The sequence below is a fragment of the Salinisphaera sp. G21_0 genome, assembly GCF_017744115.1.
Taxonomy (GTDB): domain Bacteria; phylum Pseudomonadota; class Gammaproteobacteria; order Pseudomonadales; family Endozoicomonadaceae; genus Endozoicomonas.
In genome coordinates this window covers 32,725-55,853 of sequence record NZ_JAGHQW010000033.1, presented here as the reverse complement: position 1 = coordinate 55,853, position 23,129 = coordinate 32,725, and the positions used below count along the sequence as shown (strand labels likewise).

The window sequence follows — 23,129 nt, the reverse complement described above, 5'->3', positions numbered from 1 at the left end:
ACCGGGCGGAGATTCCGGCCCGAAATATCGCTATGGGCTGAATTCAACTTGCATAGCTTCGTCCAAAGACATGCCAGCAGCGACAAGACGCCAGATTTCCACGGTGTACTTGCCACTTAAGGTCACCACCTGCCTGCTATCAACACTGAAGTCGGCATACTGAACCGGGTCGGCATGCTTCAGAACGGTCTTCTTCTCCCAGTCGCCTTTGGGATTCCGGCCCAGGATTATTGCAGTGCCATCCGCGCTTGCGGTCACTAAAAGGCTGGCATTGGCGTTGAAGTGTGCACAGTTGATCGGGCCGTTATGGGTGATAGTGGCTCTTGGTCGCCAATTGCCATGCTCATCGCGACCGTAGATTTCTGCCTGATATTCGGTATTCAAGTTCTTTTCGTTGCAACAGAAAGAGACAATATGACGGCTATCAGCACTGAAACTGGCCTTAATGTGTAGCAATCCCCAGTCATGGTTAGGGCTAATGGTGGCTTTTTCTATCCAGCCTTTGGCTCCGTTATAACCGTATATGTAGCAGCGGGCACGATAACCATTGGGGATGACTGTCACATGGCTGCTGTCGGGACTGAAAAAGGTTTTTCCTATTGTTTTCCAAGAGGGATCAGAAATAGAGTTATGTATCCAGTTGCCGTGTTTGTCATGGCTGAGGATTGCTACGCTACAAAGATCTTCTCTAGCCATTACATGGCAGCTATCGGGGCTGAATTGGGGGTATAGGATAGGATGATCGTGTTCCAAAATGGGGATATGGTCAGTTTTCCCTATCCAGTTACCGTTGCCGTCATGACTGAAGATTGTTAGGGTTTTGCTCCTGGTTCCGGGTGTTTGGTTGACGGTAAAGACATGGCGACCATCGGGGCTGGCTGTAGCATGCGTGATCCTGTAGTCATCGTTATCGAGTTTGATGCTCTCCATCGTGATGCCATCTTTTTTGTTCAGGCGAAGGATTTTTGCCATCTCCCTGGAACCGAACATCAGTAACGGGTTGCCATTGGGGCTAAACCTGACGAGTTTAGCACTGGGGTCGCCAATGGTTTCTGATGTCCAGCCACCCTCCTCATTCTGACTGAGGATTTTTGCGCACGGGCCGGGGGGCCTGGGGGACAATGGACGGGCCAGTACCTGACTGCCATCGGAGCTGAAGCAGGCCTTCCAGCACGTGTCATCGGCAATGTCGGCTGTTAACGTCCAGTGACCAGTGTCGTTCCAGCGGTGGATTTTGATACTGCCATCATTACAGGTAATGACTGCCTGATGACCATCGTAACTCAGGTCAGCTGATATGATCCTGTCTTCATGGACCAGAGTGAGTTGCTCTGTGCAGCTGTGATCGGGTTTGTATGCAAAGATTTTCGCAGTATGGCGGTCATCCCAGGTCAATACATGACGGCCACGGGCGATGAAGCTGGTCATGGGGGCGGTTGAAGCAGGTTCTTCGGGGGTGCACCAGGAGCGATAGCTAAAACCAGCTTGTTCATTCCATTGGCCGTTCCCTGTGCAGCCAAGGATTGTCCCGGTATTACTGCTTCTGAAGATCACTAAATGGTTGCCATGGGTGCTAAAGCTGACGTCAATGACTTCCGGCTTTTCAATAATAATGCGCTTTTCCAGAACCGGATCGAATTGTTGACAGCCAGCCATGAGTTGACCCACCTTGTAAAACAGGGCATGGGGGAAGTATTTGTTTTTTTGTGCTTCACCGGTTTTAAGACTATCGTCTGTTGTTTGCTCTGGAAGGAATTGGCTGAGGAGTTCATCGGCTGCTGTTGCATTCGTGGTAAATTGTTCCAGCCAGTTCTGCAGGTCATGATTACTGATGTCCCGGGCAATCTCTTTGAACTGGTTTTGCTGGTGTTCTGCCAATGTTGCAAACCACCTTTTGGCCAGCAGATGTTCACTGGTGATTACCTGATTAAAAAACTTACACGTTTTTGCGATGGCGAGTATATCCCGTGAAGATAAGCAGCCCAGCAGCTTGAGTATGGGAATCCGTGGTATTTTCAGAAATGAACTCTGGTCTTGGTCGGTAACAATCGACATACCGCTGCTGCTCCACACACAACGGGACGCCTCAGGTGTTACTTCGGCACAGTCCGGACTGCTGCCATAACTGCCGTTGTTGTTCTCGTTAATGGGAAATCCCATGGTTAATTGCCCTCGTCTGGTGATTGCTGATCAGTTACCTTGGATGGAAAAGTTGGTCAAAAGTTCAAGGTATTTGGAATGATCGTTTAGAGGATACCTGTCTGCTATCGACTCTGAAGAAGGCGGGATGGGGTTTAGTGCGGATTGTCCAGAACCATGCCAGCAGCGAAAAGGCACCAGATTTTTACGTTGTCCGAGCCATTTACGGTCACCACCTGTTTGCTATTGACACTGAAGAAGGCAGAATTGATCCGGTAGTCATGTCTCAGAATGACCTTATTCACCCAGTTGCCTTCGGCATTGCGGCCAAAGACTACTGCAGTACCATCCTCGCTTGCGGTTACCAGATGGGTGCCATCGGCGTTGAAGCGTACGGAATAGATCGGGCCGGCATGTCTGATAAGGGCTTTTGGCAGCCACTTGCCGTGCCCATCGTAACCGTAGATTGTTACCTTGAATTTGCTACGAACGTTGTCATTCGAAAGGCTAACCGGGCACCAACAGAAAGTGGCAATGTGTCTGCTATCAGGGCTGAAGCTGGCGTTATTGTATGGCCCTTGAAAGTCATGGGGAATGATGGCGCTTTCTGTCCAGCCTCTGGCTTCATCATAACTGTATATTCTGGCAGTGTGATCATCAGAGCTAATGATTGCCGCATGTCTGCTATCGGGACTGAAGAAGGCTCTTTTACTCTTTTCCAGACAGGGAATAGAGGTCGGTATCCAGTTGCCGCGTTTGTCATAGCTGAGGATTTCAAGGTTAGATGTATTTTTGCTAACCATCACATGACGGCTATCGGGGCTGAATTTGGGCCAATGCTGGGCACCATTGTGGATAATAATCGGGATATTGCCGGTTTTCTCTGTCCAGTCGCTGTTGCTGTCACGACTGAGGATTTTCATGGTTATGCTGTCAGTTTCACCGTCTTTCCGGTTGACGGTAATGACATGGCGACCATCGGGGCTGGCTATAACGCGTATGACCGAGCCTTCGTTGTGAGTGAGGGGGTTACTCTCCAGCCAGCCACCATCTTTGTTCAGGCTGAGGATTTTTGCGGTCTTTGCGACGATCCCCTCCTGATAACAGTTGAACATCAGCACATGGCTGCTATCGGGGCTGAAGGTGACTGAGTCGGCATAGAAGTCACTGGTGGCCTCTAATGTCCAGTCACCCTCCTCGTTCCGTCCGTGGATTTTTGTGCATGAGTCTGAGTGGGTCAGTACCCGGCTGCCATCCGGACTGAAGCGAGCCTTCAAGTTCCGCCTGAAATCGGTAATATCCGCTGCCAGCGTCCAGTGACCAGTGTCGTTCCAGCTGTGGATTCTGGCGCTGCCATCATCACAGGTAATGACGGCATGATGACCATCACAACTTAAATCAGCTGAGCTGATCTTGCCTTCATGGATAATGGCGAGTTGCTCCGTACAGCTCTTGTCTGCGTTATATGCGAAGATTTTTGCGGTATTTTTTCTACAGGCCAGCACCTGATGGCCGTGGGTCTTAAAGTTGGGCTGAGGAAAACCTGTGCCGAAGTCGTAATCGAAGCTAAATCTGGCTTGTTTATGCCATGAGCTGTTCGCTGTGTAGCCAAAAATTATCCCGGTTTGATAGTTTTTCAAGATCACTAAATGGTCGCCATGGGTGTTCAAGCTGATGGTATTATCATGAATACGAAGAATTTTCCCTGCCAGAACCGGTTTGAATTGTCGACAGTCAGCCATCAGTTTACTCACCGTGTAAAACAGGACCTGGGGGAAGTATTTCCTTCTTTGTGCTTTACATGTTTTAAGACCATCGTTTGTTGTCTGCTCTTCAGGGCATTGGTTGTAAAGTTTACCGACTAGCGTTGTATCCGTGGTAAATTGCCCCAGCCAGTGCCGCAGGTCACGATCACTGATGTCACGGGCAATCTCCTTGAACTGGTTCTGCTGGTGTGTTGCCAATTTTGCAAACCACGATCTGGCCAGCAGATGTTCATCGGTGATTACCTGGTTTAAATACGTACACGTTTTTGCGGTGGCGAGTATCTCCCGGAAAGATAAATAGCCCAACAACCTGAGCAAGGGAGGCTCAGGCAAATGCAGTAATGGACATTGGTCCTGGCAGGGCACAACCGACATACCGTTGCTGTTCCACACATAACGGGATATCTCAGGTGTTACTCCGGCGCAGTCCGGGTTATCGCCATAATTGCCGCTGGTGTTCACGGTAATGGGAGGTTCCATTGTGAATTGTGATCTTCAGGTGGTTGCCATTCAGATATCTTGGATGGGGTTGCCGGGCAAAAGTTCACAGCAAACGGAATGATCGTATAGCACCAATTCCGCCTTCATAGAATTATCATATTGGAGCTCTAAATTTGATTCCCGGAAGTCAAGCAAGGAGGCTCACGCTGAAATGAACTCCCCAATCGCCTTGTCATGCAACTCCTCGGAACGAGAAAAACATATCGTTCTGCGGGTTAATCGTTTGAGGCGGGTACGGAGTGTCAGGTTTGTTCTCTCAATACTTTGCCACTTTGCCGTGAAAAATATTTTCACGCGCCAACGATCCCTCATGATCTTTCTTGATGGAACAGGGCGCAGATTCCGGCCCGAAATATCGCTATGGACTGAATTCGGCTTGCATGGTTTCGTTCAAAGACCTGCCCGCATTGACAAGACGCCAGATATTCACAACGTGTTTGCCACTTACGGTGACCACCTGCCTGCTATCAACACTGAATATGGCAGATCGGACCGCAAAGCTATGCTTCAGAATGGACTTATTCACCCAGCTGCCGTCGGCATACCGGCCCAGGATTACTGCAGTACCATCCGCGCTTGCGGTTACTATATGGCTGCCATCGGCGTTGAAGCGTGCTGAACGGATCGGGCCAGTATGGGTGATAATGGCTCTTTCTCGCCAATTACCGTTCCCAGTACGACCATAGATTTTTGCGTGATAATTGGCACTGCCATGGGCTCGGCAAGAACAGCCACAACAGAAAGTGACAATATGACGCCCATCAGCACTGAAGCTGGCGTCAATTTGTGGCCTGTTGTGGTCATGGCGAATGATGTTTTTTTCAATCCAGCCTCTGGCTGCGTTAAAGCCGTATATGCTGGCGGAGCGATGACCTGGGACGATTACCACAGCATGGCTGCTGTCGGGACTGAAGAAGGCTCTTTTAATTTTTCCCCTCAAGGGAATAGAGTTCTGCATCCAGTTGCCGTGTTTGTCACAGCTGAGGATTTCAAGGTTAGAAAGATCTTTGGCTGCCATCACATGGCAGCCATCGGGGCTGAACTTGGGGGGCAGGTCAGGGTCAAGGGGGTTAATAATGGGGATATTGCCGGTTTTCTCTGTCCAGTTGCCGTTGCTGTCACGACTGAAGATTTTTAGGGTTATGCTGTCAGTTTTTGCGTTTTGGTGGTTGACGGTAATGACATGGCAACCATCGGGGCTGATTGTAGCCCGTATGATCCAGTTTTTGTTGTTACCGAGGGTAGAGCTATCGAGCCTGCAGCCATCTTTGTTCAGGCTGAGGATTTTTGCCATCCCCCTGACACCGAACATCAGAACCTGGTTACCATCTGGGCTGAAGGTGACAGATTTGGCATCGAAGTTACTAGTGGCCTCCAATGTCCAGCCACCTTCCCCGTTCCGCCTGTGGATTTTTGTACATGAGTCTGAGTGGGTCAGTACCCGACTGCCATCGGGACTGAAGCAAGCCTTCAAGCCCCGCCCGCTATCAGCGATGTCCGCAGCTAACGTCCAGTGACCAGCGACGTTCCAGCTGTGGATTTTGGCACTGCCATCATAACAGGTAATAACTACCTGATGACCATCGTCACTTAAGTCAGCTGATATGATCCTGTCTTTATGGACAATGGAGAGTTGTTCTGTGCAGGTGTTATCGGCGTTATAGCCGAAGATTTTTGCGACATGGTATCCATCCCAGGCCAAGACATGATGGCCGCTGGTCATGAAGCTGGTCTCGACGGTGGGGGAAGGAGGGTTGACCCAGGAATGATAGCTGAAACCCGCTTGTTCATTCCATTGGCAGTACGCTGTGAAGCCAAATATTGTCCAGGTATGATTGTTTCTGAAGATCACTAAATGGTCGCCATGGGTGCTAAAGCTGACGGTATTGACATCAGGGTTATTAAGAATGCTCTTTGTCAGAACCGGTTTGAATTGTCGACAGTTAGCCATCAGTTGACCCACCGTGTAAAACAGGACCTGGGGGAAGTATTTCCTTTTTTGTGCTTCACAGGTTTTAAGATCGTCGTCTGTTGTTTGCTTTCCAGGGCATTGGCTACAAAGCTTATCGGCTATCGTTGTATCCATGGTAAATTGTCCCAGCCAGTACTGCAGGTCAGGATCACTGATGTCCCGGGCAATCTCTTTGAACTGGTTTTGCTGGTGTGCTGCCAATGTTGCAAACCACCTTCTGGCCAGCAGATTTGCATTGGTGATTACCTGGTTTAAATACGTACACGTTTTTGCGGTGGCGAGTATCTCCCGGAAAGATAAGTAGCCCAGCAGCTTGAGTATGGGAAGCTGTGGCAAGTTCAGTAATGAACATTGGTCTTTGGGCACAACCGATATACCGTTACTGCTCCCTGCACTCCCCACACAATGGGGTGCCTCAGGTGTAACTCCCGCGCAGTCCTGGCTGCTGACATAACTGCCGCTGGTGTTCACGGTAACGGGAGGTTTCATTGTTAATTGTCATCGTCAGGTGACTGCCAATCAGATGTCTTGGATGGGGTTGTCGGGTAAAAGTTCAAGGCATTCGAATAAACCTGATTAATCTTCCCGTGCGTTCTGTGAATGGGTCGATAGACCGACCCGACATGTTTCTCAATTCTGTCTGTTTGCTTCCGGCTTTTGGTTGCCAGCATGCAGAACAACACCCTGGCCAGTCGCAGCCTGTGGGGTTCCGGGCGGATTGTCCAGAACCATGCCAGCAGCGACAAGACGCCAGATTTTCACGTTGTGCGAGCCATTTACGGTCACCACCTGTCTGCTATCGACACTGAAGAAGGCAGAATTGACCCGGTAGTTATGTTCCAGAATGACCTTAGTCACCCAGCTGCCGTCGGCACAGCGGCCAAGGATTACTGCAGTACCATCCTCGCTTGCGGTTACCAGATGGGTGCCATCGGCGTTGAAACGTGCGGAATAGATCGGGCCGGCATGGCGAATAAAGGCTTTTGGCAGCCACTTGCCGTGCCCATTGTAACCGTAGATTTTTACCTTGAATTTGCTACGAACGTTGTCATCCCAAAGGGTAACCGGGTACCAACAGAAAGTGGCAATATGGCTGCTATCAGGACTGAAGCTGGCGTTAGAGCATGACCCGTCAAAGCCGTGGGGAATGATGCCGCTTTCTGTCCAGCCTCTGGCTTCATCATAACTGTATATTCTGGCAGCGCGATAATCAGCGCTAATGATCGCCGCATGTCTGCTATCGGGACTGAATTTGGGCCAATACTGGGCACCATTGTGGATAATAATCGGGATATTGCCAGTTTTCTCTGTCCAGTCGCTGTTGCTGTCACGACTGAGGATTTTCATGGTTATGCTGTCAGTTTCACCGTCTTTCTGGTTGATGGTAATGACATGGCGACCATCGGGGCTGGCTATAACCCGTCTGACCGAGCCTTCGTTGTGAGTGAGGGGGGCACTCTCCAGCCAGCCACCATCTTTGTTCAGGCTGAGGATTTTTGCGATCTTTGCGATGATCCCCCGATAACAACTGTACATCAGCACATGGCTGCCATCGGGACTGAAGGTGACTGATTCGGCATAGAAGTCACTGGTGGCCTCTAATGTCCAGCCACCCTCCTCGTTCCGTCTGTGGATTTTTGTGCACGAGTTTGAGTGGGTCAGTACCCGGCTGCCATCCGGGCTGAAGCGAGCCTTCAAGCGCCGCCTGACATCAGTAATATCCGCTGCCAGCGTCCAGTGACCAGCGTCGTTCCAGCTGTGGATTCTGGCGCTGCCATCATCACAGGTAATGATTGCCTGATGACCATCACAGCTTAAATCAGCCGAGCTGATCCTGCCTTCATGGAAAATGGTGAGTTGCTCCGTGCAGCTGTTATCTGCGTTATATGCCAAGATTGTTGCGGTATGTTTATCACAGGCCAACACATGACGGCCGTGGGTCTCAAAGTTGGAGATAGGAAGATCTGCGGTGAGCCAGTAATCGAAGCTAAAACTGGCTTGTTTATGCCATGGGCTGTTTGCTGTGCAGCCAAAGATTGTCCCGGTATGATGGTTGCTCAAGATCACTAAATGGTCGCCATGGGTGCTCAAGCTGATGGCATAACCAGGAGTGTCAAGAATTTCCTTTGCCAGAACCGGTTTAAATTGTCGACAGTCAGCCATCAGTTTACTCACCGTGTAAAACAGGACCTGGGGGAAGTATTTCCTTTTTTGTGTTTCACAGGTTTTACGACCGTCGTCTGTTGTTTGCTCTGCAAGGTATTGGCCGCAAAGTTTACCGACTACCGTTGTATCCGTGGTAAATTGCCTCAGCCAGTGCTGCAGGTCACGATCACTGATGTCACGGGCAATCTCTTTGAACAGGTTCTGCTGGTGTGCTTTTAATTTTGCAAACCACGATCTGGCCAGCAGATGTTCATCGGTGATTACCTGGTTTAAATACGTACACGTTTTTGCGGTGGCAAGTATCTCCCTGAAGGATAAATAGCCCAACAACCTGAGCAAGGGAGGCTCAGGCAAATGCAATAATGAATATTGGTCCTGGCAGGGCACAACCGACATACCGTTGCTGTTCCACACATAACGGGATACCTCAGGTGTTACTCCGGCGCAGTCCGGGTTATCGCCATAATTGCCCCTGGTGTTCACGGTAATGGGAGGTTCCATTGTGAATTGTGATCTTCAGGTGGTTGCCATTCAGATATCTTGGATGGGGTTGCCGGGCAAAAGTTCACAGCAATTGGAATGATCGTCTGGGAGGCTGACCGAAAACCGCTTTGGCAGTTTAGCCACAACCTTTCTTGCCCTGTGTACAACCTTTGCCTACGATAGTATTACTATTTCAATATAGTAATACAGAAAGAGGTGTGACGTGCATAAATTAACGACCAAAAGACAAGTGACTATTCCTCAAAGTATCTGCCAAAAGCTCGGGCTAAAACCAGGCGACTTTATACAGGTTTTCGAGCGCGATGGTGTGGCACATTTGGTAAAGATGACCTCCGATGACCTTTCTGGCACCATCAAATTACCTGGTGATACCCATCAACACCTAACGCGAGAGGACACTAGGAAGGCCATCAAAAACAAAACCGCCAGAAAATTCGCGGGCGAATCATGATTGCTGTTGATACAAATGTACTGTTGCGTTATCTGATAGCGCCGGTCGATGCCCGTAACCCGCCCTGGCAAGCGAGAGTGGCGGCTGAAACCATTAATTCTGCTGACTCCGTTTACCTCTCAGACATTGTCCTGGCCGAAACCGAGTGGGTGCTGGAAACCGTCTTTGAATTAACCAAAGCAGAAATACACTCCGTTCTCAAACAGCTCGCCAGTAACACCCGGTTCATTTTTGAAGACTGGAGTGCCCTGCAGAGCGCGCTTATGGATTACAGCGAAACTCCCAAAGTGGATTTCTCTGATTGTCTGATTGCCCGACGTGCCACCAGCAAAGGCACCCAAACGCTCTACAGCTTTGAAAGCCGCAAAAAGCTGGGGGCTTTATCCATCGTCACCACGCTGGTAAAGGAGCAAGTTGGGAGTGACTGAGAAACGCCTCCTGCTCCCCGTAAAGCTACCGTCTTAAACCTCTTAAAAAATGAAAGACCCGGCCACGGTTTGCTCTCTTCACTTTTTAAAAAGTGGGTGTCCTTTTTCTTTTCATAGAATTGTCACATTCAAGCTCTATATTTGATTCCCGGAAGTCAAGCAAGGAGGCTCACGCCTCAGATCAACCTTTGATAGCCCTTAATGATGAGAAGGTGCTGTTAATCGAACAGGGCGCGTAAATCCTGGAGAGCAAATGATGAAAATAACAACACACGTAACGGCATTTAAGCGAGTCCTGGCTGTGTCTGCTACCGCAGCGCTGGCGTTGGCCAGTGGTACTGCCATGGCCAGCCAGCTGGATCCATCCCTGCCAAAGTACAGTAAGTCCAGTGGCGTGTCCGGTAACCTGTCCTCCGTGGGTTCAGACACGCTGGCAAATCTGATGACGCTCTGGGCCGAAGATTTCAAGCGCATTTATCCCAATGTGAATGTTCAGATTCAGGCGGCGGGTTCTTCTACTGCACCTCCCGCTCTGACCGAAAGTACCTCAAACTTCGGCCCCATGAGTCGGAAAATGAAGGACAAGGAGCTGGAAGCATTTGAGAAAAGGCATGGTTACAAGCCAACGGCCATTCCTGTGGCGATTGATGCGCTGGCGGTCTTTGTTAACAAAGATAATCCCATCAAAGGCCTGACCATGGCCGAAGTGGATGCGATTTTCTCGTCAACCCGCAAGTGTGGTGCAGGCAGTGAAGTGAAGACCTGGGGTGATATTGGCCTGAGTGGATCCTGGCAGAACCGCTCTGTGCAGCTGTACGGACGTAACTCGGTATCCGGCACTTATGGCTACTTCAAAAAGAAGGCCCTGTGCAAGGGGGATTTTAAAAACAGTGTGAATGAGCAGCCAGGTTCCGCCTCGGTGGTTCAGTCGGTTTCTGCATCGCTGAACGGCATTGGCTATTCCGGTATTGGTTACAAAACCTCCAGCGTGAGAACCGTTGCACTGGCGAAGAAAGAAGGCCACTCCTTTGTTGAGGCGACGCCGCTGAATGCGGTTGATGGCAGCTATCCTCTGTCGCGCTTTCTGTACGTGTATGTGAACAAGCAGCCTAACAAGCCACTGTCTCCCCTTGAGCGCGAATTTGTTAAGTTGCTGCTCTCGAAACAGGGGCAGGAAGTGGTTGTGAAGGATGGCTATATCCCACTGCCAGGCAAGGTGGTTGATAAATACCTGGCTAAGCTCGGACTGGATAATACAACGATTGCCAGCAAGTAATGTGATTGCTGAGTTGATATAAAGCCACTGTCTTCAGTGGCTTTATTTTTTGGTTAACACTTCAAAGGATACGCCTTGATTACAGAATCATTGCCGCGATCCAGGCAAACAGGATCATGGGAATGTTGTAGTGCATAAACGTTGGAATAACGGTGTCACGGATATGGTCGTGCTGGCCATCCACATCCAGCCCGGCGGTGGGGCCAATGGTGGAGTCGGAGGCTGGAGAGCCTGCGTCACCCAGCGCGCCGGATGCACCAACAAGCGCTGCGGTTGCCAGAGGTGAAAAGCCAAGAGCCAGTGCCAGTGGGACATAAAGTGTGGCAATAATGGGAATGGTTGAGAAGGAAGAACCAATGCCCATGGTGATCATCAATCCAACAGCCAGCATCAGAAATGCGGCCAGTGCCTTGCTGCCATAAACCAGCTCTTCAATCATGGCCACCAGGGCAGGAATATCCCCGGTTGTCCGAAGTACTTCGGCAAAGCCAGAGGCAGAGATCATGATAAATCCACACAGAGCCATCATTCTTACACCCCGGGCAAAGACATCATCCGCTTCCCGCCAGTGCACAATGCCGCCGAGAATCATCATCATAAAGCCTGTGGCTGCACCCATGGCCATGGAGTCGGTGAACAGTTGCACGCCGAGTGCTGCCGCAATGGATACCAGGGTAATCAGCACGGCCTTTGGCTCCATGGATGGCTGCTGTTCCTTAGCGGTTTTCAGGGCGCTCTCTGCAATGTGGTAGTGGCGGGGTTTACGGTAAGTCCAGAACACGGCCACAAGCAGACCAATAAACATGCCGAGTACTGGTAGAGCCATGGCCGATGGCATCAGGTCAGGGTCAATGTTCAAGCCATTATCGTTGAGATTGCCCGCCAGGATCTGGGTCAGGTAGATATTGCCGAAACCAATGGGAACCAGCATATAGGTGGCGATCAGACCAAACGACAGGGTGCTTGCTACCGCCCTGCGGTCCAGCTGCAAGGAGCTGAAAACACCCAGAAGCGGTGGGATCAGAATAGGAATAAAGGCGATATGCACAGGGACCACATTCTGAGAGGCAAAGGCCATCAGCAGAATGCTTCCCAGGATCGAGATTCTGAGGCCAGCTGTTTTGTGGGTCTGTGCTACCCTCTGAATAATTCGATCGGCCAGCCACTGGGGAATCCCGGATGCGGATATAGCCATGGCAAAGGCACCCAGCATACCGTAGCTTATGGCGATGCTGGCACCACCCCCCAATCCTTCGGCAAAAGCGGACAGTGTGGCATCAAACCCCAGTCCACCGGCAAGACCTCCACCAATAGCCCCTAAAAAAAGGGCAAGTACAACGTTTACACGCAAGACACTCAAGGTCAGCATGATGGCAACAGCCAAAATGACAGCGTTCATAATAATCCAGTTTGTGTTCTTTTGAGTTATAAGCGGTTTGCGATACTTCAATCCACAGCATTATCCAAAGCACGATCTATAACAGATCAGTCTAAAGCAGATCAGTGCAGAGCTCGTCAGGAGCTATCGCATTCCTTGATTGGTTGTGCCTTGAACTCTTTTTTCTAGTTGTAAATTAATATATTACACATTGAGGCTAGAAGCTCAGGCGATAAAAGTAAATGTATTCGATCAGGGTCGAATCAGTACTTCAATGGTGATGATGGTGTCGGTGGGCATGCAGGGAAGGGATCATGGAAAGGGCAGAGCTACACTGTTCTGATTGAGTGTCAGTACCGGGTATTGTTAGCAGATTTCTGGGTAACATCGTTATTTTCTCTGATCATGATGCACTTGCTACAGGCCTGTAAGCATTGAAATTCAGGCTTACATCAGTCAATGGCCGTCACTAAATTACAATGATCCGTCGGCCCGGGCAATGATTTTTTCCCGGTGTCACATTACTGTCATATTGATTCTGTAAGTTACGGGCATGATTTAATCAGACTTGCGCCATGTATCAAAATTCGATGGATAACAGCCCGGGTATTGATTTCAATACACCGGCACTAAAAAAATATCGTTCTCTGCGCTTCTTGAAAGACCGTCTCGCCCGTTGGGGGGTTGCCTCCGGTGGTCTTGGCGTGATTGTGGCGATTCTTCTGATTTTCTTTTACCTCCTCTACGAGGTCCTGCCGCTATTTAACCGCGCTGAGATTAACCAGGTTGCTTCATACCCATCGCCCGTGACTGTCGTTGATGAGCCAGTTGCTACGAAAAAAGCACCGATATTTCTCGCCGTTGAAGAGCAGGCAGAAGTGGCCATGAAAGCAGAGGCTTCCGGTAATCTGCGTTTTTTCTCCACCCAAACCGGTGAATGGCTACAGAATGAGTTGCTGCCAATACCTGCGGGCAGTGAGGTGGTCAGGGTGGTCAGGGATGCTGCTGGTTCCAATCTGATGGCGGCCGGTCTGACAAACGGTGAGGTCATACTGTTCGATCAGGGCTATAGGATTACCTGGCCAGATGACCGTCGAAAGATCACACCGGAAGTCAGCTACCCCTATGAGCGGCAGCCCTTTGCCATCAAGGACTTTTCGGCTCCGGTTGCACAACTGGCCATCAGTGACGGTGAGGAAAAGCTGTTGATGGCCGCCAGCAGCAATAACCGGCTGGTGATGGAGGTTGTCCATAAGGAAGCGGATTTTTTAACCGAATCCGTCACTGTTGATCAGCAGTCCGTCGCCCTGCCGGTTATCAGTGGACTTTCTGCGCAGGGTGGCCTGGATATCCGCCAGTTGCTGATTGATCCGGAACAAACTTGGCTTTATGTCCTCAGCGGCAGCAATCAACTGACGGTGATCAATATCAGCGATATTGACCGTCCCTATATCCATGAGACGCTCAACCTGACCGCTAAGGGAGTGGACGTTACCGCGATGACGTTTCTGTTGGGTGGGGTGTCCCTGCTGGTGGGTGACTCAGAAGGCAATATCGCCCAGTGGTTTATGGTTCGTGAAGATGGCCGTCTGAATTTGCACAATATTCGTTCTTTCAGCCTCGGCAGTGATCCCATCGACAAGATTGTTCCGGAGCATCGGCGCAAGGGCTTTCTGGCGTCGGATGTGAAGGGTCAGGTCGGTCTGTATTACACCACGGCAAACCGTTCTTTGCTGGTGGAGCCCTTGGCTGTGGGTCGAATTGATCAAATGGCCGTAGCGCCAAGAGGCAATTATCTGATTCTGGCAAGTCAGGGTGAGACTCAATTCCTGAAAATCGACAATGAGCATCCGGAAATATCCTGGTCTGCCCTGTGGGGTAAAGTCTGGTATGAGTCTTACAATCAGCCGGATTACATTTGGCAGTCCTCGGCATCAAACAATGATTTCGAGCCCAAACTGAGCCTGATGCCACTGTCGTTCGGGACGCTCAAGGCGGCGTTTTACGCCATGTTGCTGGCAGCGCCGCTGGCCATTTGTGCGGCTATTTACACCGCCTACTTTATGGCTCCGGGCATGCGCAGAAAGGTAAAGCCGGTGATTGAGCTGATGGAGGCCCTGCCTACGGTCATTCTGGGTTTCCTGGCGGGACTGTGGCTGGCCCCGCTGATTGAAAATCAGTTGGTGGGTATTTTCGCCCTGTTGCTCTTTGTGCCAGCGGGCATCCTGATGTTTGCTTTTGCCTGGGATGGCTTGCCTTCAACTATACGTCACCGGATTCCTGACGGAATGCAGGCCGGATTGCTGGTGCCCGTGGTGTTACTCAGTGGTGCCCTGGCCATGTCACTCAGTTCCAGTCTGGAACTCTGGCTGTTTGACGGTGATATGCGCACCTGGCTGACCACCGAGCTGGGCATTCCCTACGACCAGCGTAATGCCCTGGTGGTAGGACTGGCCATGGGTTTTGCCGTTATTCCAACCATATTTTCCATCGCAGAGGACGCGATATTCAGCGTACCCAGGCACCTGACCTATGGTTCCCTGGCGTTGGGAGCAACGCCCTGGCAGACCCTGACCCGGGTAGTTCTTCTGACCGCCAGTCCGGGTATTTTCTCTGCGCTGATGATTGGTATGGGAAGGGCCGTGGGTGAAACCATGATCGTGCTGATGGCCACAGGGAATACGCCCATTATGGATGCCAATATCTTTGAGGGCATGCGGACGCTGGCGGCCAATATTGCGGTTGAGATGCCAGAGTCTGAAGTGGGCAGCAGCCATTACCGAATTCTCTTTCTGGCCGCCCTGGTGCTTTTCCTGTTTACCTTTGTGGTGAACACGGCGGCGGAGATGGTGCGTCATCGACTCCGCAAGAAATACAGCTCGCTCTAAGAAGGGAAAGAGGATAGGAAATGACCATGAATAATTCCCTTCAAAGCCCCGGAAAACGCTCTGTTGGTGCTTGGATTAACAGCGGTGCTCCCTGGGTCTGGCTGAATGCCGGTGCGGTTGCCATCAGTCTGGTTCTGGTGATCGGGCTGCTGGGGTTGATTGCTGTGCGGGGGCTGGGGCACTTCTGGCCGGGCCAGATTATGGTGGCTGATTACCAGCCTCCTGGGCAGGCTGTCCGAATGGTTGCCGGAGAGATTACTGACAGTGAAGAGGTTCCTGCGGCTCGTTTGGAGTCGTCCGGCCTTGAAGTGGTCAACGGCCAGGAGCTATATACCCGTGATCTGCTGAAGCAGGGCAATCGGGACCTGAGTGGTGCTGACTTTGTCTGGATCGTCGATGAGTGGCTGAGTAACCGCCAGTACCCTGAAGACATCATGGTGCTTGAGCGTCGTGAATGGGGCAATTTCTACGGTTTCCTTGAGTCCGTTCAGGAAGATGGTGCCACCATTGCCAGTGGTGAATCGGCCTGGACCGTTTTCAATGAGCGTTTGGATCGGGCTCTCGGGATTTATCAAGCAATCTATCAGATTGAAAAGCACGACATTGGCTCAATTAACGCCGCAATTGAGCAGTTGCGGCTGGCCGAGCGTCGTTTGGAACTGAGCGGTGATATGGACCCTGTCCGTCAGGCAGAGATTCAGGCTGAGCGAAAACGACTGAATCAGGAATATCAGCAACTGGAAACCCAGCTGGGTGATCTTTACCGGGCGTTCAACCGCGACAGCTTTGTGGCCAGAACCGTTGCTGGTCAAACCCTGGAACAGCCAATCAGTAAGGTGGTTCGTGCCTATCAGCCCAATACCCTGTCACTGACCGATAAAATCGGCTTCTACTTTGACAAGGTCGGAGAGTTCATCCTAGATGACCCCAGGGAAGCCAATACCGAAGGCGGCGTATTCCCCGCCATCTTTGGCACAGTGATGATGGTAATTCTGATGTCCATTATGGTGACCCCTTTTGGTGTTATTGCTGCTGTCTATCTGCGAGAGTACGCCAGTCAGGGCTGGATGACCCGGGCCATTCGGGTGGCAGTTAATAACCTGGCGGGGGTTCCCTCCATCGTTTACGGGGTTTTTGGTCTTGGTTTTTTCATCTACTTTGCCGGGGCAAAAATCGATAATCTGTTTTTTGCCGAGGCCCTGCCATCCCCCACCTTTGGTACTCCGGGGCTGCTGTGGGCATCCATCACCCTGGCTCTGCTGACCCTGCCGGTGGTGATTGTCGCTACTGAAGAGGGGTTGTCCCGCATTCCCCGCTCCGTTCGGGAAGGGAGTCTGGCCCTTGGTGCCACCAAGGCAGAAACGCTGTGGCGGGTGGTGCTGCCCATGGCCAGCCCGGCCATGATGACCGGTTTGATTCTGGCGGTTGCCCGTGCGGCTGGGGAAGTAGCACCACTGATGCTGGTGGGTGTTGTTAAGCTGGCTCCCAGCTTGCCGCTGGATGGCAACTACCCCTATTTGCATCTTGATCAGAAGTTTATGCATCTGGGCTTTCATATTTTTGATGTGGGCTTCCAGAGCCCGAACGTGGAAGCTGCCAGGCCGCTGGTGTATGCCACTGCGTTGCTGCTGGTGATGGTTATTGCTGTGCTGAATCTGTCCGCCGTAGCGATTCGCAACCGGTTACGGGAAAAATACAAGAGCCTTGAGGACTGAACACGATGTCTGCGGAAGAGCTTTATAACGTCATCGATAGAAAGCCGGAAGGGGATGAAAAAAAGGATGAAAGCCTGAACAAGACTCTGAGAGAGGCTCTTACTGTGAAAACCGCCATAACGTATCCTGAAGACAGCCCTGAGAAGTACGCCAGTGTTACCGCTGATGGTCGTGCTGAACCGGCTTCCGCACTTCCCGGGGCTGTTAATCCTGAGTCTCTCGGGCGTGGTCGTTCTGTACTGAATCTTGAGCTTGAACCGACCAGTATGGAGGTGTCTGGGCTGAACCTGTTCTATGGCGAAAAACAGGCGCTGTTTGATATCTCCATGAAGATACCGCAACAGCGAGTAACGGCGTTTATCGGGCCTTCGGGTTGTGGTAAATCCACGCTGCTACGCAGTATGAACCGGATGAATGATCTGGTGGATGGCTGTCGTGTGGATGGGCAGATAGGGCTCACCGATACTTCCGGTGTGCAGCAAAATATCTACGAGAAATCCGTCAATGTGGCTGATCTTCGTCGTCGGGTGGGGATGGTGTTCCAGAAGCCCAACCCATTCCCAAAGAGTATTTATGAAAATGTTGCCTATGGCCTGAGAATTCAGGGCATCAATAAAAAGCGGGTACTGGATGAGGTTGTGGAGTGGGCGCTGAAAGGGGCTGCGCTCTGGAATGAAGTGAAGGATCGCCTCCATGAAAGCGCACTGGGCCTGTCCGGCGGGCAGCAGCAGCGTCTGGTTATTGCCCGGACCATTGCGGTGGAACCCGAAGTATTGCTTCTGGATGAGCCGGCATCTGCACTCGACCCCATCTCCACATTGAAGATTGAAGAGTTGATCAATGAGTTGAAGTCCAGATTTACCATTGTGATTGTCACCCATAACATGCAGCAGGCGGCACGGGTGTCGGATTACACTGCATTTCTGTATATGGGGCGGATGATTGAGTATGGCGACACCGACAGACTGTTCACCAACCCCCGCAAGAAACAGACTGAAGACTACATTACTGGCCGTTATGGCTGAAGTTCTTTCCTGAATCTCAACAGCTTCTGGCCGCCTCCAAGGATTACCCATGCCTAACCAAAGCGATTTGCTGACCCACCATATTTCTCAGCAGTTCAACCATGAACTGGAAGAGCTTCGCAATAACCTGTTGTCCATGGGCGGCATGGTCGAGAAGCAGGTCAGTGATGCCATTGAGTCGCTGATCAATGCCGACAGTGACCTGGCCATCGTTGTTTGTGAAAAAGACACCGACATCAATTTTATGGAAACGTCCATTGATCAGGAGTGTTCCAGAATTCTGGCCCGCCGCCAGCCTGCAGCCAGCGACTTACGTCTGGTTCTGGCATGCACCAAAGTGGCGACGGACCTGGAGCGCATTGGTGATGAAGCGGCCAAAATTGCGCGATTTGCCATAAAATTGTCAGAACAGGGGGAAGCACCCAAAGGCTATATTGAAACCCGTCATATTGGCAGCCATGTCCGCCAGATGACTCAGGATGCGCTGAATGCCTTTGCCCGGTTTGATGCAGAGCAGGCCCTTGCGGTGGCCAAAGAGGATAAAGCGGTTGATCGGGAGTATAAAAGTGCCACCCGGGAACTGGTCACTTATATGATGGAAGATCCCCGCTCCATTACCCGTGTTTTGAATATTATGTGGGTATTACGCTCTCTGGAACGTATTGGTGATCATGCCAGAAATATTGCCGAGTATGTTATTTATCTGGTAAAAGGCAAGGATGTCAGACACATTGGTCTTAAACGGATGCAGGAAGAGGTGTTTGATAAGCAGCTGGATGATTGAAGCAGTAATGTCTTTTATTTAATCAAAATGGTTTAGGGGAATTTAATTCCCCGGTTTTTATTTCTGATATGAACACTATTTAAAAATTTGGTTTTCAATTTTTTATTTTTCAATTAGCTGTTTGGTATTTTGCGCTAATCTTTAGTTATTAATACCTTTCAGGCAATCATGCTGTTTGTTTCTGAATCAATCTATTGTAAGAAAACACGGATGAAACAATCAGCAGGTAGCTATGAATTACTCCAGTACCCTTCATGACGGCTGGGATATCCCTGATGAACAACCCGTCAGCAGCGATGACCTTCTTGAATGCCTCGCCTTGTTAACCCGCCATTATGGCAATCCGTATTCACGGGAATCTTTAAAAGCTGGAATGCCCCTTGAGAAAGGCAAATTTACAGCAGAAGTATTTATTCGATCGTCCGAAAGAGCGGGGCTGGCCTGTAAAGTTCATAAGCGAGAGATTGCCGAAATATCGTCACTGGTTGTTCCTGCCGTGTTGTTACTGAATAAACGCAAAGCCTGCATTTTGTCGGATATTGACCATGCAAAAGGCACTGCCCGGATTATTATGCCGGAAACCGGTGAGGGCACGACAACAATCAGTATTGAAGAATTAAATGAATTTTACAGTGGCTATGTTATCTATGTCCGTGAAAAGCATCGTTATGATCGTCGGACCCCACAGAAATTAACGGTTAAATCCAGACACTGGTTCTGGGGAACTATTCTCGGTTCATGGAGAATTTACCGTGATGTTTTACTGGCATCACTGTTGATCAACGTCTTTGTGGTTGCCAGCCCGCTGTTTGTGATGAATGTTTATGACCGGGTGGTTCCCAACCAGGCGTTTGATACACTCTGGGTTTTGGCCATTGGTGCGTTTATTGTTTTCAGTTTTGATTTTATTCTGAAAATGGTGCGCAGCTATTTTATTGATCTGGCCGGTAAAAAGTCCGATATCTTGCTCTCTTCTGCCATCATGGAGCAGGTTCTGGGGTTGAGCATGACGGCTAAGCCCGCTTCTGTTGGTTCCTTTGCGAAAAACCTTCAGGATTTCGAAAGTATTCGGGAGTTTATTACCTCTTCAACGGTCACTGCGCTGGTTGACCTGCCGTTCACCTGTATCATTCTTTTCGTGATATTTATGCTCGGTGGGCCGACGGCCGTCGTACCTTTGGTCGCCATGCTCATCATTGGCCTCTACAGTTTCCTTATTCAGGAGCCTCTCAAAAATTCCGTTGAAAAAACACTCCGTTCCAGTCAGCAGAAAAATGCCACATTGATTGAAAGCCTCTCAGGAATGGAAGCCCTGAAAATTGCCCAGGCCGAGAGTGATATTCAGTACCGTTGGGAAAAAGCCGTTAGCCATATTGCCACCTGGAGCATTAAAACCAAACTGCTCACTTCTTCTGCCACCAGCTTCAGTGCCTATGTTCAACAAATGGCCAATATAAGTATGGTTATTCTTGGGGTTTATCTGATTGCTGAAGGCGAGTTGAGTATGGGGGGGCTGATTGCCTCGGTCATGCTTTCAGGCCGCTGTCTGGCACCCATGGCTCAGATTGCCGGGCTGGCAACCCGCTATAACCAGGCCAAATCGGCTCTGGATGGCCTGAATCAGATCATGGACATGCCAACCGAACGTCCTGAAGACAGGGATTACGTTAATCGTCCGGACCTGAAAGGCAGTATTGAATTTGATGGGGTTAACTTTTCCTATCCGGAGCAGGAAATTCAGGCCTTAAGAGATGTCAGCCTGAGAATTAACGCCGGTGAAAAGGTTGGGATTATCGGGCGGATTGGTTCGGGCAAGACGACCATCGAAAAGCTGATACTGGGACTTTATGAACCGGGAGAAGGCGCGGTTCGGGTTGACGGTGTTGATTTACGACAGATCAATCCCACTGACCTGCGCTCCAGTATTGGCTGCGTTAGCCAGGATATCACACTGTTTTACGGCTCCATTAAAGACAATATCACCCTGGGGGCAAACCATGTTGACGACAGCCAATTACTTGAGGCTGCTGAGATTGCCGGAGTAACGGAGTTTGCCAATAAGCACCCTAACGGGCTGGATATGATTGTGGGTGAGCGCGGGCAAAACCTGTCCGGAGGGCAGCGACAAAGTATTGCCCTGGCCCGCGCCCTGCTGATGAATCCACCGATTCTGGTGATGGATGAGCCATCCAGTTCTATGGACAACACCACAGAGCTGCGAATGAAGGAGCAGCTGAAGACCAGGTGCAACGGCAAGACGTTGATATTGGTTACCCATAAGGCCTCAATGCTGGATCTGGTGGATCGACTGATTGTAATGGACAGTGGACGTATTGTTGCGGATGGACCCAAGGATCAGGTACATGCGGCGTTAAGGCAGGGCAAACTCAAAATAGGATAGGCTGGAATGAGTAGCAGCGATGATAAGGACGTAAAGGGCTCGACAGAGGCTCCTGTGAATCAGACTGAACCGTCAGAAGGCCACATTACCAAGTCGGTTGAGTCAGAACAGTTGATGCCAAGCCTGGCATTTAGTGTTGCTGATGGCGAGGAGCAGAATGCTTCTGAGGATGGCAAAAGGGAGGATTCTCTGGAGAACTCTTTAGAGGCTTCTTCAGAGACCTCTTCAGAGAACTCTTCAGAGTCGGCTGAGTCAGAACAGGCATTTAATGTTGCTGATGGCCAAGAGCAGAGTACTTCTGAGGAGGGCAAAGGAGAGGATTCTCCGGAGAACTTCTCAGAGACTTCTTCAGAGGCTTCTTCAGAAAACTCTTCAGAGAACTCTTTAGAAAAGATAGAAGACACAGTGCTACCAGATGATATGGAATATATCTCTGATACTAATGTCGCCATGCTGATAAGAACGCCAAAAGGTGGCCGTTTACTGATATACACTATGCTGCTGGCGCTGTTCTCCTCCATCGTCTGGGCCAGTGTTGCCCGGCTGGATGAAATTACCAGGGGCCTGGGGATCGTCATTCCATCGTCGCGGTTGCAGGTGGTGCAAAATCTGGAAGGTGGGATTCTGGAGCAGATTTTTGTTGCAGAAGGTCAACAGGTGCACTCCGGGCAACCGTTGATGCAGCTGGATGATACCCGTTTCTCTTCCAGCTTTCGGGAAAGTGCCATTGAGTATTACAGTGAGCTTGCCAAAGCGGCCAGACTGAGAGCCGAGTTGTCTGGTGAAGCATTGAACTTCCCGGCTGAGTTGGACGACTATCCGGCTTATATGGAGCGAGAGCGGGAAATTTTTTATCAGCGTGCCGACCGCTTCATCGCAGAACTCAATGTCGCCCGGGAGCAGGCTGTCCAGGCTGAGCATGAGTTAGCCACCACAGAAGATCAGCTGATATTTTTGACCACCAGCTTTGAACTGGGACAGGATGAACTTGAGTTGACTGTTCCTCTGGCAGAGCAGGGTGTTGTCTCCAGGGTTGAGTTGATTCAGTTAAGACAGCGGGTGAATGACCTTGAGTCACAAATGCGAAGAACTGAGCTGAGTATTCCAAAGTTACAGGCGGCCCATCAGGAGGCACTGTCCCGTAAAGAAGAGGTTGTTCAGGAATATCGTGCTGATATTGTTCAGGAACTCAAGGAAACTGAAGTCCATCTGGATCAGTTAGGTGAGTCTAATCATGCCCTTGAAGACCAGGTAGACCGGACTCTGATTAAATCACCCATGGATGGCATTGTTAAGAAAATCCATGTCACTACGCTGGGTGGGGTCGTTCAGCCCGGCATGAGTCTGCTGGAGATTGTGCCACTGGAAGATAACCTGATGATTGAGGCGCAAATTCAGCCCAAAGACATTGGTTTTCTGCGCCTGGGGATGAAAGCTGTGGTTAAGCTGACGGCCTATGACTTTGCGATTTATGGTGGGCTTGAAGGCGAGGTTGAGCATATCAGTGCTGATACCATCAAGGATGAGAAAGGCGAGAGCTTTTATATTGTCCGAATCCGGACCAAAAATAACTTCGTCGGCTCAGAAGATAAACCGCTTATGATTATTCCCGGTATGAGAACCAATGTGGACATTATTACCGGAGATAAGACGCTGATGGCCTATCTGCTTAAGCCGATTCTCAGGGCCAAACAGAATGCGTTGACAGAAAGATAAACAGGATGAGGCTGGTTTT

General features: G+C 50.4%; 14 protein-coding genes and 1 pseudogene. 9 read left to right on the top strand and 6 right to left on the bottom strand.

The window, feature by feature from the left end:
- Nucleotides 1-30: 30 nt before the first annotated feature.
- From J7439_RS15745 to J7439_RS15725, 5 genes and pseudogenes are all read right to left on the bottom strand, one after another.
- Nucleotides 31-2,160 carry a WD40 repeat domain-containing protein gene (locus J7439_RS15745; RefSeq protein ID WP_209202929.1) on the bottom strand — a complete coding sequence of 710 codons (2,130 nt, stop codon included), beginning with the start codon at nucleotides 2,158-2,160 and terminating at the stop codon, nucleotides 31-33.
- Between the two features lie 134 nt (nucleotides 2,161-2,294).
- Nucleotides 2,295-4,385: a WD40 repeat domain-containing protein gene (locus tag J7439_RS15740; RefSeq protein ID WP_209202928.1), complete on the bottom strand. Its 2,091-nt coding sequence runs from the start codon at nucleotides 4,383-4,385 to the stop codon at nucleotides 2,295-2,297.
- A gap of 162 nt (nucleotides 4,386-4,547) precedes the next feature.
- A pseudogene (locus J7439_RS15735) lies at nucleotides 4,548-4,766 on the bottom strand (IS1 family transposase); the annotation flags it as partial.
- Nucleotides 4,765-5,364: a WD40 repeat domain-containing protein gene (locus J7439_RS27520; RefSeq protein WP_502950426.1), complete on the bottom strand. Its 600-nt coding sequence runs from the start codon at nucleotides 5,362-5,364 to the stop codon at nucleotides 4,765-4,767. The gene J7439_RS27520 and the pseudogene J7439_RS15735, both read right to left, overlap by 2 nt.
- A 1,644-nt stretch (nucleotides 5,365-7,008) precedes the next feature.
- A complete protein-coding gene (locus J7439_RS15725; protein WP_209202926.1) occupies nucleotides 7,009-9,045 on the bottom strand; it encodes a WD40 repeat domain-containing protein in 2,037 nt (678 codons plus the stop codon).
- A 205-nt stretch (nucleotides 9,046-9,250) separates the two neighbouring features.
- Between J7439_RS15725 and J7439_RS15720 the strand changes: the two genes are divergently transcribed.
- The 3 genes from J7439_RS15720 to J7439_RS15710 all read left to right on the top strand — a co-directional run bounded on the left by J7439_RS15720 (nucleotide 9,251) and on the right by J7439_RS15710 (nucleotide 11,203).
- Nucleotides 9,251-9,499, top strand: coding sequence for an AbrB/MazE/SpoVT family DNA-binding domain-containing protein (locus J7439_RS15720; protein WP_163370422.1), 249 nt, complete (start codon nucleotides 9,251-9,253; stop codon nucleotides 9,497-9,499).
- Complete coding sequence (locus J7439_RS15715) at nucleotides 9,496-9,927, top strand: type II toxin-antitoxin system VapC family toxin (protein WP_101747564.1); 432 nt, start codon at nucleotides 9,496-9,498, stop codon at nucleotides 9,925-9,927. The genes J7439_RS15720 and J7439_RS15715 overlap by 4 nt, the downstream gene beginning before the upstream one ends.
- A 256-nt stretch (nucleotides 9,928-10,183) precedes the next feature.
- Nucleotides 10,184-11,203 (top strand): PstS family phosphate ABC transporter substrate-binding protein, encoded by a 1,020-nt coding sequence (locus J7439_RS15710; protein WP_209202942.1) that lies wholly within the window; start codon nucleotides 10,184-10,186, stop codon nucleotides 11,201-11,203.
- Between the two features lie 79 nt (nucleotides 11,204-11,282).
- Here J7439_RS15710 and J7439_RS15705 read toward each other — a convergent pair whose 3' ends face one another.
- Entirely contained in the window at nucleotides 11,283-12,602 is a 1,320-nt protein-coding gene (locus J7439_RS15705) for a Na+/H+ antiporter family protein (protein WP_209202925.1), read from the bottom strand.
- Between the two features lie 554 nt (nucleotides 12,603-13,156).
- Here J7439_RS15705 and J7439_RS15700 point away from each other — a divergent pair.
- The 6 genes from J7439_RS15700 (at nucleotide 13,157) to J7439_RS15675 (ending at nucleotide 23,110) form a co-directional block, all read left to right on the top strand.
- Nucleotides 13,157-15,469 carry an ABC transporter permease subunit gene (locus J7439_RS15700; protein WP_209202924.1) on the top strand — a complete coding sequence of 771 codons (2,313 nt, stop codon included), beginning with the start codon at nucleotides 13,157-13,159 and terminating at the stop codon, nucleotides 15,467-15,469.
- A 26-nt stretch (nucleotides 15,470-15,495) separates the two neighbouring features.
- On the top strand, nucleotides 15,496-17,184 hold the full coding sequence (pstA, locus tag J7439_RS15695; protein WP_209202923.1) for a phosphate ABC transporter permease PstA: 1,689 nt from the start codon (nucleotides 15,496-15,498) through the stop codon (nucleotides 17,182-17,184).
- Between the two features lie 5 nt (nucleotides 17,185-17,189).
- Nucleotides 17,190-18,209: a phosphate ABC transporter ATP-binding protein PstB gene (gene pstB / locus J7439_RS15690; protein WP_353623072.1), complete on the top strand. Its 1,020-nt coding sequence runs from the start codon at nucleotides 17,190-17,192 to the stop codon at nucleotides 18,207-18,209.
- A gap of 49 nt (nucleotides 18,210-18,258) precedes the next feature.
- Complete coding sequence (gene phoU / locus J7439_RS15685) at nucleotides 18,259-18,993, top strand: phosphate signaling complex protein PhoU (RefSeq protein WP_163370418.1); 735 nt, start codon at nucleotides 18,259-18,261, stop codon at nucleotides 18,991-18,993.
- A 232-nt stretch (nucleotides 18,994-19,225) separates the two neighbouring features.
- Complete coding sequence (locus J7439_RS15680) at nucleotides 19,226-21,394, top strand: type I secretion system permease/ATPase (RefSeq protein ID WP_209202922.1); 2,169 nt, start codon at nucleotides 19,226-19,228, stop codon at nucleotides 21,392-21,394.
- Nucleotides 21,395-21,400: 6 nt separating this feature from the next.
- On the top strand, nucleotides 21,401-23,110 hold the full coding sequence (locus tag J7439_RS15675; RefSeq protein WP_209202921.1) for an HlyD family type I secretion periplasmic adaptor subunit: 1,710 nt from the start codon (nucleotides 21,401-21,403) through the stop codon (nucleotides 23,108-23,110).
- The last annotated feature ends 19 nt before the right edge of the window (nucleotides 23,111-23,129 follow it).